General features: G+C 57.2%; 12 protein-coding genes and 5 tRNA genes. 3 read left to right on the top strand and 14 right to left on the bottom strand.

Going from position 1 to position 13,305, the window contains the following annotated elements:
* Positions 1–56: 56 nt before the first annotated feature.
* A complete protein-coding gene (locus tag FIL88_RS09285; RefSeq protein WP_142853577.1) occupies positions 57–440 on the top strand; it encodes a DUF2147 domain-containing protein in 384 nt (127 codons plus the stop codon).
* Positions 441–512: 72 nt separating this feature from the next.
* On the opposite strand, the gene hisH is transcribed toward FIL88_RS09285, so the two are convergent.
* From hisH to FIL88_RS09265, 4 genes are all read right to left on the bottom strand, one after another.
* Positions 513–1,151: an imidazole glycerol phosphate synthase subunit HisH gene (gene hisH / locus FIL88_RS09280; RefSeq protein ID WP_142853576.1), complete on the bottom strand. Its 639-nt coding sequence runs from the start codon at positions 1,149–1,151 to the stop codon at positions 513–515.
* A 24-nt stretch (positions 1,152–1,175) separates the two neighbouring features.
* The gene (hisB, locus tag FIL88_RS09275) at positions 1,176–1,763 is read right to left on the bottom strand and encodes an imidazoleglycerol-phosphate dehydratase HisB (RefSeq protein ID WP_142853575.1); all 588 of its coding nucleotides are present in this window, start codon (positions 1,761–1,763) and stop codon (positions 1,176–1,178) included.
* A 143-nt stretch (positions 1,764–1,906) separates the two neighbouring features.
* A complete protein-coding gene (locus tag FIL88_RS09270) occupies positions 1,907–2,623 on the bottom strand; it encodes a hypothetical protein (RefSeq protein WP_142853574.1) in 717 nt (238 codons plus the stop codon).
* A 126-nt stretch (positions 2,624–2,749) separates the two neighbouring features.
* Positions 2,750–3,751, bottom strand: coding sequence for a helix-turn-helix domain-containing protein (locus tag FIL88_RS09265; protein WP_142853573.1), 1,002 nt, complete (start codon positions 3,749–3,751; stop codon positions 2,750–2,752).
* Positions 3,752–3,860: 109 nt separating this feature from the next.
* Here FIL88_RS09265 and FIL88_RS09260 point away from each other — a divergent pair, with 109 nt between their 5' ends.
* On the top strand, positions 3,861–4,223 hold the full coding sequence (locus tag FIL88_RS09260; RefSeq protein ID WP_142853572.1) for a helix-turn-helix domain-containing protein: 363 nt from the start codon (positions 3,861–3,863) through the stop codon (positions 4,221–4,223).
* Positions 4,224–4,386: 163 nt separating this feature from the next.
* On the opposite strand, the gene FIL88_RS09255 is transcribed toward FIL88_RS09260, so the two are convergent.
* From FIL88_RS09255 to tldD, 10 genes are all read right to left on the bottom strand, one after another.
* A tRNA-Gly gene (locus FIL88_RS09255) sits at positions 4,387–4,461 on the bottom strand.
* A 43-nt stretch (positions 4,462–4,504) separates the two neighbouring features.
* Positions 4,505–4,579 (bottom strand) — tRNA-Gly (locus FIL88_RS09250).
* A gap of 43 nt (positions 4,580–4,622) precedes the next feature.
* Positions 4,623–4,697 (bottom strand) — tRNA-Gly (locus FIL88_RS09245).
* 43 nt (positions 4,698–4,740) lie between these two features.
* A tRNA-Gly gene (locus FIL88_RS09240) sits at positions 4,741–4,815 on the bottom strand.
* A gap of 43 nt (positions 4,816–4,858) precedes the next feature.
* Positions 4,859–4,933, bottom strand: a tRNA-Gly gene (locus FIL88_RS09235).
* Between the two features lie 96 nt (positions 4,934–5,029).
* Entirely contained in the window at positions 5,030–5,419 is a 390-nt protein-coding gene (locus FIL88_RS09230; protein ID WP_142853571.1) for an MAPEG family protein, read from the bottom strand.
* A 54-nt stretch (positions 5,420–5,473) separates the two neighbouring features.
* A complete protein-coding gene (locus FIL88_RS09225; protein ID WP_142853570.1) occupies positions 5,474–8,914 on the bottom strand; it encodes a pyruvate carboxylase in 3,441 nt (1,146 codons plus the stop codon).
* A 133-nt stretch (positions 8,915–9,047) separates the two neighbouring features.
* The gene (dprA, locus tag FIL88_RS09220) at positions 9,048–10,229 is read right to left on the bottom strand and encodes a DNA-processing protein DprA (protein WP_142853569.1); all 1,182 of its coding nucleotides are present in this window, start codon (positions 10,227–10,229) and stop codon (positions 9,048–9,050) included.
* A 90-nt stretch (positions 10,230–10,319) separates the two neighbouring features.
* Entirely contained in the window at positions 10,320–10,757 is a 438-nt protein-coding gene (locus FIL88_RS09215; protein WP_142853568.1) for a hypothetical protein, read from the bottom strand.
* Positions 10,754–12,178: a metalloprotease TldD gene (tldD, locus tag FIL88_RS09210; RefSeq protein ID WP_142853567.1), complete on the bottom strand. Its 1,425-nt coding sequence runs from the start codon at positions 12,176–12,178 to the stop codon at positions 10,754–10,756. The genes FIL88_RS09215 and tldD overlap by 4 nt, the downstream gene beginning before the upstream one ends.
* Before the next feature lie 206 nt (positions 12,179–12,384).
* Between tldD and coxB the strand changes: the two genes are divergently transcribed.
* Entirely contained in the window at positions 12,385–13,245 is an 861-nt protein-coding gene (coxB, locus tag FIL88_RS09205) for a cytochrome c oxidase subunit II (RefSeq protein WP_142853566.1), read from the top strand.
* The last annotated feature ends 60 nt before the right edge of the window (positions 13,246–13,305 follow it).

Genomic DNA, 13,305 nt, shown 5'->3' with positions numbered 1-13,305 from the left:
ACTTGCCACAAGACAGGTGAGAACGGCAGGATACCCAACAAAACAGGGAGGTAACTATGAAAAAAGTGATTGCGGCAGCGGCGTTGGCCGTTGGTCTGGCAGGCCCGGCACTGGCGGATCCTGTGCTTGGCGTATGGAAAACGCAGGTCGATGATGGGGCATATGCACATGTGACCTTCTCGCAATGCGGGGCTGCCTTGTGCGGGGTGATTTCGAAAGCGTTTGATTCAAGTGGAGAAATCAGCACCCCGAATGTGGGTAAACAGCTGGTCTGGGATATGAGCCCAAATGGCGGTGGTAAATATTCGGGCGGTAAGATCTGGCAACCGTCGACGGGCAAGGTCTATAAATCAAAAATGACGCTGTCTGGGTCGTCTTTGAAGGTTGCCGGCTGTGTTGGGCCAATCTGCAAGAAGCAGACTTGGACACGCGTGAAGTAAATTTGGGTTCACGACGGTTTTTGTAACCAGTACTCCATAGACAAAGGGCGCCCGATGTGGCGCCCTTTGCATTTATGGTGTCCAGGTCAGGAAGTTCGCGATCATGCGTAACCCGGCTGCCTGGCTTTTCTCAGGGTGAAACTGCATGCCCATCATATTGTCGCGCCCCACGATTGCTGTGATGTCGCCCGCGTAATCGCAATGGGCGAGCCGTTCGTCGGAATTGTCGACCACGAAGTGATAAGAGTGCACGAAATAGGCGTGGTCACCCGTTGTTACGCCGTCCAACACCGGGTGCGCGCAGTCGATTACCAGATCATTCCAGCCCATATGCGGCACCTTCAACGCAGGATCTTCTGGCGCAATTTTTCGCACATGGCCCTTGACCCAATCAAACCCGTCCGTGTCCTGATATTCATGGCTGATAGTGGCCAGCATCTGCATACCCACGCAAATGCCCATGAAGGGACGGCCTTCTTTGATGACGGCCTGTTCCAGCGCTTCATAGATGCCGCGATGGTCGGACAGCTGTTGACGGCAGGCCGGGAACGCCCCGTCGCCGGGCAGAACGATGCGGTCGGCGCGGGCGACGTCTTCGGGCTTGGTGGATACGATCACGTCACCTGCATGTGTTTCGGCGGCCATGCGTTGAAACGCTTTTTCGGCCGAGTGCAGGTTGCCGCTGTCATAGTCGATGATCACGGTCAGCATGTCAGTCTCCGGGGCGGATGCGCTTTACAGCGCACCCTTTGTCGATGGGATGGCGTCCGCTTTGCGCGGATCGGTTTCTACGGCAACGCGCAGGGCGCGGGCCACGGCCTTGAACACGGCTTCCGCCACGTGGTGCGCGTTGAAGCCGTGGATCTGGTCGATATGCAGCGTGATGCCGCCATGGGTCGCCAGAGCTTGGAAGAACTCGCGCACCAGCTCGGTATCGAAATTGCCGATCTTAGGAGCAGCGAAGTCCACATTCCAGATCAGGAAGGGACGGGCAGACAGATCCAGCGCCGCACGTACCTGCGCGTCATCCATTGGCAGGTGGCATTCGCCATAGCGACGGATGCCCTTCTTGTCGCCCAATGCCTCGACCAGAGCCTGCCCGATGGCAATGCCTGTGTCCTCGACGGTGTGGTGGTCGTCGATGTGCAGATCCCCTTCGGCGCGGATCGTCATATCGATCAGCGAATGGCGCGACAACTGGTCCAGCATATGGTCGAAAAAGCCCACGCCGGTCTGGTTGTCATACTGGCCGGTTCCGTCGAGGTTCAGCTCGACCGAGATCGCGGTCTCAGCGGTTTTGCGAGTAATCGTAGCGCGCCGCATGGGATGTCCTTTTGTTACCTGCGTGTCTTATAGGCGGGCAGCACGGCGGCGAAAAGCCGTCAAACCCAACGAAAAGGGGCGCTGTGGTCTGAGCGCCCCAAATCTGGTCTGGTGCAACGGAAGGGAGTTCCCGTCCGTGCGGGTTATGCAGCCTGAGACATCACGAATTCGCGCGGGCAGATTTCCATCAGATAACTCAGGTCTTCGCGGGACATATATGTCAGGAAACCGCGAATCACTGTGTTCATTTCGCGCGTGTGCAATTCCAACGCACCGGGTTCACAGTGCATGTATCCCTCGCGTTCGGCAAGCCCGCGGAAAGCGTGATGTTGTGCCATAAAGCCAAACACGTGATCGGGGGACCATCGCAGCAGGCTTGTTGCTAGCGCGAAACGGGCCAGTATTCCGGGAAGACCCGTGCCGCGATAGCGTTCGCTGCTTTCGACCCAAAGATCCCCATGATAGCATATCCGCCCGGTGATCCGCTTCGCTCCGGGCCCGGGACGATAGGAACTGCGGCTCATGTCCAATGTGTATCCGGGCGGCGCAAACTTCTGATAATTCTCACTTAGATAGTCTGAAAGGAATGTTTCGGACATGTCGAACATGCGCATCGCTTGTGAGTGCATCATGGTCTCGTCTTTGTCCCACCCTATGATCCAGAACCCGTTATCCTCAGTCAGAGCATGCACTTTCGGATCAAAAGCAAGTCCTAGCGGCAAGTTGGTCCGGTTCTCGGAAATATATGTGGAATAGAGGTCGAAATCTGATCCTATTTCGATCATCACCCCCTTCTCGTTTATTAGGTCAAGCATGCGTGTAATGTACTGCGCACCGGCGAATGTGTCGTGGATGGTCATTGGAACCTCTTATATGGTGGCCATGACTAATTTTCGCGCAGTCGTTGCAATTTGTCGAATGAAGGCGAAATTTTGTTAATTTGTCGGGGATTCCATGCAAAGTTGACACAGTTTTGAACGAGCGCTTCAGAAGGGCGCTTGGATGTCCATGGCCAGCCCTTCAGGCATTGACAGACGCATCTCGTCAGGAAGATCCAGAATCTGAACATTCAGCGTCCGGTCGATGAGCGTCGCCAATGCCAGATCTCCATCAGCATACCTGCAGGCCATCACAAGGCGATGATAAGAGATCGGAGTAGGCTTTGCATCTGCACCGTGCGGCATATGGGTGTGAATGTGGTCAAGACGCACGCTTCTTGTATTGGCTACATCGTTGAAGGACTGGGTCAAGAGATAGCTATAGCCTTTGTCGGTCGGCAGGTTAACGGCGCTGCGCCCCACCGCGGATCGGTACTTCTCCCACCCGAACCAGGTGGCGAACGAGGATTTTTCACCAACCTCGGTACAGATCCAATCGCCGTTCTGCGCGTTGTATCGGAACACCATCAGATAGGGGCGCAGGCTGGCGAAGTCTGGGCTTTCTAGCTCGCCTTGGGACTGAGCCCAGCTGTGGAACCCGAACTTAAGAAGCTCTGACGAGGTATCCCAAAGCGTTGTAAGGGGATGTTGCTGCAAGAAATAGGGGATCTTTCCCTCTTGCAACGCCAGATAATGAAGCCCCTGCACATGGCGGCTTTCATTGTTCAGCCACGCGGCACCTCGCGCCAGAAGCTCTTCCGCCTCTTTAAGGGAATTTTCGCCGGTCTCGGTCAGTTCGTAGTGTCGATTTTCGAACGAAAAAAGTGGGTTTCCCATATATTCTTCGAGTAGTGCAATGTGGCGGCGCACCGTTTGTCGGGTGCTGCCGATCTCCTTTACAGTCTGCGAAAGGTTCAACGTACGCGCTAATGAGGCGAATGAGCGCAACATCTCATACAGCAGTGCGGGCGCGTCCAGATGGCTCATTTTTGTTCCCTCGACGGTAAACACATAATGCTTAGAGGTGAAATGCGTCACCCATTTCGCCAATAAAGATAGCGAAGAAGCCTTAAAAAATAGGCCTTGGGGGAACTTCGTAACACAAATCACCCATCATGCAATCAAAAATGTTACATAGGTGCTCATTGCTCACCAATTGGGTTTCATGCCAATTGATGCCACTCTCTCTTAGCGGGAAACAATTATATGGTGAAAAACAATGGTACATCCGGTTGACGTTCATGTTGGTAAGAAAATTCGCGAAGTTCGCTTGCTGCGCGGCATGACACAGGTAAATGTAGCCGAGAAGCTGGGGCTGTCATTTCAGCAGCTTCAGAAATACGAAACCGGCTATAATCGGGTGTCGGCAAGCAAAATGTTCGAAATCGCACAGCTGCTCGATGTCGAACCAGCCTATTTCTTTGAAGGGCTCCCACGTGCCGGCATGCCTGAGCGCGAAGCGATGGACGAACGGACAGCAAAGGCCGCACAGGCTCTGTCGTCGATTACGGATGAAAAGATCCGTGCGCAGATTCAATCGATGATCCACGAACTTGCCGGGCGCCAGTCATTGAGCGCCTGAACCAGACATCCTTTTGAGGGGAAGGGTGTTTCGGAAAGGGGATGCGCAGCGCGCGTCCCCTTTATTATTTGCATGCTGTCGAATGTAATTGGTGTGACATCATGCGACATAATCGAGCAGAAGGCACCAACATAAAATATGTAAACTTGAGATCTGATCCAGTTGGAGCGGGCGAGGCGATTCGAACGCCCGACCCTAACCTTGGCAAGGTTATGCTCTACCCCTGAGCTACGCCCGCTTCCTATGGCATGTCTGGTGGGTGACCAGACTGGGTAACCGATTGGAGCGGGCGAGGCGATTCGAACGCCCGACCCTAACCTTGGCAAGGTTATGCTCTACCCCTGAGCTACGCCCGCTTCCTATGGCATGTCTGGTGGGTGACCAGACTGGGTAACCGATTGGAGCGGGCGAGGCGATTCGAACGCCCGACCCTAACCTTGGCAAGGTTATGCTCTACCCCTGAGCTACGCCCGCTTCCTATGGCATGTCTGGTGGGTGACCAGACTGGGTAACCGATTGGAGCGGGCGAGGCGATTCGAACGCCCGACCCTAACCTTGGCAAGGTTATGCTCTACCCCTGAGCTACGCCCGCTTCCTATGGCATGTCTGGTGGGTGACCAGACTGGGTAACCGATTGGAGCGGGCGAGGCGATTCGAACGCCCGACCCTAACCTTGGCAAGGTTATGCTCTACCCCTGAGCTACGCCCGCTTCCTTCGGTGAGGGGGATATAGCGGCCCGGGCGGGGGGCCGCAAGGGGCTTTTCACCTCTTTTTCAAAGATTTTCAGCAGTAGTTTTTGGTATCGTTACAAAAGGCTGTGACCCAAAAGCCCTAGGCTAGCAAGGCTGATCGCTGCAAAGGTCATGATCATCCCCACGCGCCGCGCCAGGAAGCTCATCGGGCGTTTTACAAAAGCGAAAGCATGCAATGCTCGGCCCAAAACGATAAGTGTTGCCAAGGCGATTGTGACGCCGGTTGGTGTGCCGGAAAGTTCGACCAAGAGCAGTAGAAGAAGGCTTATTGGGGCGTATTCCCCACAGTTGCCCTGCGCGCGTATACGATAGATCAGAGCCTTGTCTTCTCCATCGCCAACGCTGATACGGGCCGACATTCTGCGTGCGATGACGCGGGCAGAAAGCCATGTGTAAAGCAGCCCAATCAGGGCGGCTGAGATTGCTGTGATGTGGAACGTCATGGGGCCTCGGTTGATCTGGCCGGGAAAAGCCCCGGCCAGATCAGCTCTAAGGCCTTATTCCAGTTCGACCAACAGGTCCTTGGCGTCAATTTGGCCACCGGCGTGAACGTGAACTGCGCCGACGATCGCATCACGTTCGGCGTGAATGCCGGTTTCCATTTTCATGGCTTCGATGGTCAACAGAAGATCACCTTCTTTGACCTCTTGCCCCGCAGCGACGACGACCGACGCAACAACGCCCGGCATTGGTGCCCCCACGTGGTTGGGGTTGCCGTCAGCCGCTTTTGGGCGTGCCTCGGTCGAGGATTTGACCAAGCGGTTCGGAACGCGAATCGTGCGTGGCTGACCGTTTAGTTCAAAGAACACCTTCACTTCGCCATTCTCGTCCGTTTCACCAAGCGCCTGCAGGCGAATTTCCAAGGTTTTCCCCGGATCAATCTCAGCCGAGATTTCTTCCCCCGGCTCCATGCCATAGAAGAAGGTCTTAGTGGGCAATGTGCGTACCGGGCCGTACTGACGATGACGCCCCATGTAGTCCAAGAAGACCTTAGGATACATCAGATAGCCGTTCAGATCCTCGTCATCGACCTTGAACCCGTCCAGCTCTTTCGACAGCTCAGCACGCGCGGCTTCCAGATCCACCGGTGCAAGATGCTTGCCCGGGCGTTCCAGATTCGGTGCCTCGTCCTTCAGAACCTTCTTGATGATGCTGTCCGGGAAGCCGCCAGGGGGCTGGCCCAGATTGCCGCGCATCATGTCGACCACAGAATCGGGGAAGGCCACGTCGGTCTTGGGGTCTTCGACCTCGTCACGGGTCAGGCCTTGGCTGACCATCATCAGAGCCATGTCTCCAACCACTTTCGAGGACGGCGTCACCTTCACGATGTCTCCAAACATCTGGTTCACATCCGCATAGCTTTGCGCGACGTCTGGCCATTTCTCTTCCAGCCCAAGTGAACGCGCCTGAGCCTTCAGGTTGGTAAACTGACCGCCGGGCATTTCGTGCAGATAAACCTCGGATGCCGGAGCTTCCAGCCCGCTCTCAAAGGCCGCATATTGGTGGCGAACGCCTTCCCAATAGTTCGAGACCTCGCGGATCGCGCCGATATCCAGCCCGGTGTCGCGGTCGGTGTTGCGCAGCGCTTCGACGACCGAACCCAGACAGGCCTGCGATGTGCCGCCACTGAACGCGTCCATTGCCGCATCCACAGCGTCCACGCCCGCATCAGCCGCAGCCAGAATGGTCGCGCCCGCGATGCCCGAGGTGTCGTGTGTGTGGAAGTGAATCGGCAGGCCGACCTCTTCCTTCAGGGCTTTCACCAGCACGCGAGCCGCGGAAGGTTTCAACAGACCAGCCATGTCTTTCAGACCAAGAACATGGGCGCCTGCGGCCTCAAGCTCTTTCGCCATGCCGACATAATATTTCAGATCGTATTTCGAGCGATCCGGGTTCAGAATGTCGCCAGTATAGCAGACTGTGCCTTCGCAGACCTTGCCAGCCTCGACCACGGCGTCCATGGCGACGCGCATGTTTTCAACCCAGTTCAGTGAATCGAATACGCGGAATACATCGACACCGGATGCCGCTGCCTGGCGCACAAATTCCTGTACCACGTTGTCCGGATAGTTCGTATATCCAACCCCGTTCGAGGCGCGCAGCAGCATTTGCGTCATCACGTTCGGCATCGCGCTGCGCAAGTCGCGCAGGCGCTGCCATGGGCATTCTTGCAAGAAGCGGTACGCCACGTCGAAGGTCGCGCCCCCCCAGCATTCAACCGAGAACAGGCTGGGCAGGTTCGCGGCATAGGCGGGTGCAACTTTGATCATGTCGATCGAGCGCATGCGCGTTGCTAGCAGCGACTGGTGACCATCCCGCATGGTGGTGTCGGTGATCAACAGCTGTTTCTGCGCTTTCATCCAATCGGCCACGGCTTGCGGGCCTTCGGCCTCAAGCAGGGTGCGTGTACCAGCCGCGGGATCGGCACGCAGCTCGGGCGTTTTGGGCGCCTTCAGATCTGCGGGCGGGGCAGGGCGGTCCGCTGTTTCAGGGTGACCATTCACGGTGATATCCGCGATATAAGTCAGTACCTTGGTGCCTCGATCCCGACGTTTCGAGAACTTGAACAGATCCGGTGTCTCGTCGATGAACTTCGTTGTGTATTGGTTGTTCAGGAAGGTCGGGTGCTTCAGCAGGTTCTCGACGAACGCGATGTTGGTCGACACGCCGCGAACACGAAATTCACGCAGCGCGCGATCCATGCGCGCAATCGCCTTTTCGGGCGTCTGGGCCCAAGCGGTCACCTTGGTCAGCAGCGAGTCATAGTAGCGCGTGATGACACCGCCCGCATAGGCCGTGCCGCCGTCCAGACGGATGCCCATGCCGGTGGCCGAGCGATAAGCCGTGATGCGGCCATAATCCGGGATGAAGTTGTTCTGCGGGTCTTCCGTAGTCACGCGGGTTTGCAGCGCGTGGCCGTTCAAGCGGATGTCATACTGGCTGGCTTTGCCGGTGGCTTCGGACAGCGTTTTGCCTTCGGCAATCAGGATCTGCGCCTGCACGATGTCGATGCCGGTTACCTCTTCGGTGACGGTGTGCTCGACCTGCACGCGGGGGTTCACTTCGATGAAATAGAACTTGCCGCTTTCCATATCCATCAGGAATTCGACAGTGCCCGCGCATTCATAGTTCACGTGCTTGCAGATTTTACGGCCAAGCTCGCACAGCTCTTCGCGCTGGGCTTCGCTTAGATATGGCGCAGGTGCACGCTCTACCACTTTCTGGTTGCGGCGCTGGACCGAGCAATCACGTTCATACAGGTGATAGATGTTGCCGTGGCTGTCACCAAGGATCTGGACCTCGACGTGACGGGCGCGGGTGATCATCTTTTCCAGATAGCCTTCGCCATTGCCAAATGCGGCCTCGGCTTCGCGGCGGCCTTCCAGAACCCTCTCTTCAACTTCGTCTTCACTGAAGATGGGGCGCATGCCGCGCCCGCCACCGCCCCACGATGCTTTCAGCATCAAGGGATATCCGACTTCGGATGCTTCTTTCTTGATCGCATCCATGTCGTCGCCCAGCACCTCGGTGGCGGGGATGACCGGCACGCCGGCTTTGACAGCGACTTTACGGGCCGATGCCTTGTCGCCAAGCGCACGCATGGTTTCCGCTTTGGGGCCGATGAAGGTGATGCCGTTGGTCGCACAGGCGTCCACGAAGTCGGGGTTTTCCGACAACAGGCCATAGCCGGGGTGGATCGCGTCCGCGCCGCATTCTTTGGCGACTCGGATGATCTCGTCGATCGACAGATAAGCCGCGACAGGGCCCATGCCTTCACCAATCCGGTAAGCTTCGTCCGCTTTGAAGCGGTGCAAGCCCAGTTTGTCTTCTTCGGCATAGACGGCAACGGTCTTTTTGCCCATCTCGTTGGCCGCCCGCATAACGCGGATGGCGATCTCGCCGCGGTTGGCGATCAGGATTTTCTGAAATTCGCGCATCAGTGTTCCCCTTGTCCCGTTCGTGGAATTGCAGGAGTCGTAGGGGGTGCTGCATTGCAGCGCAATAGTTTTTGTAACGATTTTGAAAGGTTTAGCGCTAAATTGGTAAAAATATATTACCAATCCCCATACGCTAAGAGGGCTTCGACAGAAGCCCCCCGGCTTGGCGGGTGATCCGCCCGTCCAGCTCGAGATTTACCAACTCGGGTAGAATCTGTTGCGAGCCCAGACCATGTGATTGGCCGATATCCCGGATCAACTGATCCTCGGCCAAGGGGCAAGATCCCAGTCTGGATAGGATCTGACCGTGCAATTTGGCAGTTTCTGCCAATGTCCGTTTGTCGCGCGTTCCTGCCTGTGGTGCGGCGGCAGAAGCGTCATCCGCGGGTGTTTTCGCGTCAGAGGTGGTGGAAGATATCGCAGGGCCGATCGCCTCGATGACATCTGCGGCGTTGCGGACCAAAGCCGCGCCGTCGCGAATCAACATGTTGCAACCATATGCACGCGCATCGAACGGGTGCCCTGGGATCGCCAACACATCCCGCCCTTGATCTAAAGCGTTACGTGCTGTCAGAAGGGATCCAGATTTCGCAGCGGCTTCGACCACCACGGCGGCGCGGGCCAGACCCGAGATCAGTCTGTTCCGGCGTGGAAAGTGCCGCGCTTGCGGCGTCACACCCGGCGGCATCTCTGAGATACGAAGCCCATCACGCGCGATGTCTTCGGCCAGATCAGTATTTTCTTTGGGATAGATTACGTCCACGCCGCCCGCCATCACCGCAATGGTTTTGCCGGTTTTCAACGCGGCCTCATGGGCCACTGTGTCGATCCCGCGCGCAAGACCCGAGATGACAGTAAACCCGGCCTCGCCCAATTCGTTTGCCAGCTTGCGGGCCATGCGTGTCCCGATCGAGGACGCATTACGCGCGCCGATCAGTGCGATGATGGGGCTGTGCAACAACGTCTCATCCCCCATCGCCCAGAAGAAGGGCGGAGGATCTGGGATTTCGGACAGTAGCGTCGGATAGTCCGGGCTGCCCCAGCAGATCATCTTAGCCCCGGCCATCTGCGCGCGGCGATATTCATCTTCGGCGACATGTTCGGGGCAGGGGGCATAGTCTTTCACGCCCGCAGCCTTTGCGACTTCTGGCAACGCCTCTAACGCAGCCTCTGCTGTGCCATGTTCGTCCAGTAGTCTGAAAAAGGTCGACACACCCACACGGCGCGAACGCAAAAGACGGATCCACGCCAGAGCCTCGTCCACAGTCCTGGGTGAGGGTATGGGGTGGGTAGGTTGGAAAAGGTCCTTAGTCATGCGTGATTCCGTCTTTTGCGGGATCAGCATGCCGTAAGAATGGTTAATAGGTTGCTAATGGCGGATGACTGAAGAGAATCCAGTATTCGTCTAGGCGCTGACGATTTTGCCTAGAAGAAACCGGAAAATCATCCCACCTGCTAGGCCGGGTAGGATTGCGAACGTGGCGAGAACCAAAAAATCACCCGTCAAATCTTCGGCAACAATGATGACGAGGCTGGTCGAAATGGCGACGCCAATTGCAGGTGCGACCCAAAACTGCGGGCTTGCGGAGCTGCCGGGCCAGCGCTGGATGACAAACCAATAGAGCGCTGCCGCTAGCCCTGTCGGGATGATAGACATAAGGCTGCCGAATGTCAGCGCAATGCCAAATCCAAAGAAGAAGCCGACCGTCTCGTAGCCCAGACCATCAGTCTGTAATGCGCCCTCAAATGAGGACGCAAGGACTAGAAATACCACTCCTATGACGAGTAGTGCGGCGTTAGTTCCGAGCCCTGCTAGAATACATTGCGACAGGCGCGGCGTCATGCCGCCGAGCCCCCAACAGTTAGACCGCCGATCAACAGCGACGGTTGGCCGACGCCCACCGGAACCGATTGCCCAGCCTTGCCGCAGGTGCCAACGCCGGGGTCCAGCGCCATGTCATTCCCAATGGCGCGGATTTGTTTCATCGCTTGCGGACCGTCCCCGATCAATGTGGCACCTTTTACAGGCGCTCCGACTTTGCCGCCTTCGACGCGATAGGCTTCGGTGCAGCTGAACACGAATTTTCCGTTGGTGATATCGACCTGACCACCGCCGAAACCGACGGCATAGATGCCGTCTTTCAGTTGGCCTAAAACCTCTTCTGGTGTGGCGTCACCGCATTCCATAATGGTGTTGGTCATGCGCGGCATCGGGGCGTGGGCATAGCTTTGGCGACGGCCATTTCCGGTCGCAGGAACACCCATAAGGCGCGCATTCTGGCGGTCCTGCATATAGCCGACCAGCACGCCGTCTTCGATCAAGGTGGTACGACCCGAGGGCGTGCCCTCGTCATCGACACTGATCGAGCCGCGACGATCAGGCAAGGTGCCGTCATCGACAACGGTAACACCTTTAGAGGCGACCTGCTGACCGACAAGGCCCGAGAAAGCCGAGGTGCCCTTGCGGTTGAAATCCCCCTCCAGCCCGTGACCCACGGCTTCGTGCAGCAGGATGCCGGGCCAGCCATTGCCCAAGACTACATCCATCACGCCTGCGGGCGCAGGCACCGCGTCGAGGTTCACCAATGCAATGCGCAGCGCCTCGCGCGCGGTGCTTTGCCAATGTTGCGGACCCATCAGCCCAGTCAGGCCAGCACGTCCACCGCCACCGGAAGAACCGCTTTCGCGCCGCCCATCTTTTTCTACGATGACAGACACGTTCAGCCGCGTCATCGGTCGCGTGTCGGATACCAGTTGGCCATCCGGGCGCAGGATATGCACCTCTTGCAAGCTGGCCGCAAGGGTGGCCGAGACCTGTACGACGCGCGGGTCGAGGTCGCGGGTGAAGGCGTCAATTTCGCGCAAGGTTTCAACCTTCAGGCCAAATCCTGCATCCGCCATCGGATCCGCATCTGTATAGAGCTTTCGGTTGGTGCGGGCAGGGGCATCCGCCCATGTTCCGCCCTCGTCGCCAACGGCCAAAGCCACGGTCGAGCCCGCGCGTTTCATGGCCGCCTCGCTGATTTCAGTCGAGTGGGCATAACCGGTGGTTTCACCCTTCACCGCCCGCAGCCCGAACCCTTCGGATGCATCATAACTGGCGTTGCGTAGGCGCCCATCATCAAAGACCAAAGCCTCGGAACGCATGCGCTCCAAAAACAGCTCTCCATCGTCGGCGCCATTCGTAGTTTGGGCCAGAAGCTTCTGGGCATCTTCTTGAGCAATCAGGGTGTCGAACGGGCGAAATGCGGTGGTGTCGGTCATGGGGGGCCTTTAGTTTGCGCTAAACGCGACGTTGTTCATTAACTTGCGAAGGTTTTTCCTTGTTCCCAGCTTTCTAATATGGTTTCACACCAATGAGAAACAAGGGATTCCCGTGCCCCGTGTGCGGGAGAGGCATGAGCGCGCAGCAGCCTGTACCGGAAAACACCGGTGGCGGGCCGCGCCGCACAGGGAAGAGAAAGACGAATATGATGCGTTTCAGCAGCCTTTTCGCCACTGCAACGGCTATGATGACGGCGGGTATCGCCTCGGCTCAGGAAAACCTCGAAGTGATCGGTAAGCCGGTCGACGGCGGAATGGGTTTTCAGCCAGCCGCAACCAATATCGCCGAAGCTGCGCAGGGTCTGGACGGGCTGATCAATGTGATCATCTTTGGGATCACGATCTTCGTAACGGCACTGCTGATCTACGTTATCGTGCGCCACAACCGCCGCGCCAACCCCGAGCCCGCGACCTTCTCGCATCATACGCCCATCGAAATCGCATGGACCCTGATCCCCGTTGTGATCTTGGCCTTCATCGGTGCGTTCTCGCTTCCGGTTTTGTTCCAGCAGCAGGTGATCCCCAAGGGTGACGTCGTTATCAAAGTGACCGGTTACCAGTGGTACTGGGGCTATGAATATCCCGAGCACGAATTTGGCTTTGACAGCTTCCTTTTGGATAAATCCGCACTGGAAGAGTACGGCTATGACCAAAGCGACTATCTGCTGGCCACCGATACAGCTGTTGTCGTGCCGACAGGTAAGAAAGTTGTCATGCAGGTCACTGCTGCGGACGTGATCCACTCGTGGACCATCCCAGCCTTCGGCGTAAAGCAAGACGCAGTTCCCGGTCGTCTGGCCGAGCTGTGGTTCGAAGTTGAGCCCGGCAAGGAAGGCATCTATTTCGGCCAGTGTTCCGAGCTGTGCGGCAAGGACCACGCCTATATGCCGATCACTGTGAAAGCCGTGACTGAAGCCGAGTACGAAGCTTGGCTGAAAGGTGCGATCGAAGAATATGCAGGTGATGCGACGACCGCTCCTGCCATTCAGGTCGCATCGGCCAACTGATTATACGGAAGGGGTAACACCCTTCCTACGGGCCGCCCTTCAGGGGGCGGTTTCTTGCAA

The organism is Aliiroseovarius halocynthiae, assembly GCF_007004645.1.
Taxonomy (GTDB): Bacteria; Pseudomonadota; Alphaproteobacteria; order Rhodobacterales; family Rhodobacteraceae; genus Aliiroseovarius; species Aliiroseovarius halocynthiae.
Note: the sequence above shows the minus strand (reverse complement) of the source record. Positions and strands in the feature narration are given on the sequence as shown.

Coding starts and splice junctions, on each gene's coding strand:
- tldD (WP_142853567.1), bottom strand. CDS start 12,178: ATGACCGACACCACCGCATTTCGCCCGTTCGACACCCTGATTGCTCAA.
- hisH (WP_142853576.1), bottom strand. CDS start 1,151: ATGCTGACCGTGATCATCGACTATGACAGCGGCAACCTGCACTCGGCC.
- hisB (WP_142853575.1), bottom strand. CDS start 1,763: ATGCGGCGCGCTACGATTACTCGCAAAACCGCTGAGACCGCGATCTCG.
- FIL88_RS09215 (WP_142853568.1), bottom strand. CDS start 10,757: ATGACGCCGCGCCTGTCGCAATGTATTCTAGCAGGGCTCGGAACTAAC.
- FIL88_RS09260 (WP_142853572.1), top strand. CDS start 3,861: ATGGTACATCCGGTTGACGTTCATGTTGGTAAGAAAATTCGCGAAGTT.
- FIL88_RS09285 (WP_142853577.1), top strand. CDS start 57: ATGAAAAAAGTGATTGCGGCAGCGGCGTTGGCCGTTGGTCTGGCAGGC.
- FIL88_RS09230 (WP_142853571.1), bottom strand. CDS start 5,419: ATGACGTTCCACATCACAGCAATCTCAGCCGCCCTGATTGGGCTGCTT.
- coxB (WP_142853566.1), top strand. CDS start 12,385: ATGATGCGTTTCAGCAGCCTTTTCGCCACTGCAACGGCTATGATGACG.
- FIL88_RS09270 (WP_142853574.1), bottom strand. CDS start 2,623: ATGACCATCCACGACACATTCGCCGGTGCGCAGTACATTACACGCATG.
- FIL88_RS09225 (WP_142853570.1), bottom strand. CDS start 8,914: ATGCGCGAATTTCAGAAAATCCTGATCGCCAACCGCGGCGAGATCGCC.
- dprA (WP_142853569.1), bottom strand. CDS start 10,229: ATGACTAAGGACCTTTTCCAACCTACCCACCCCATACCCTCACCCAGG.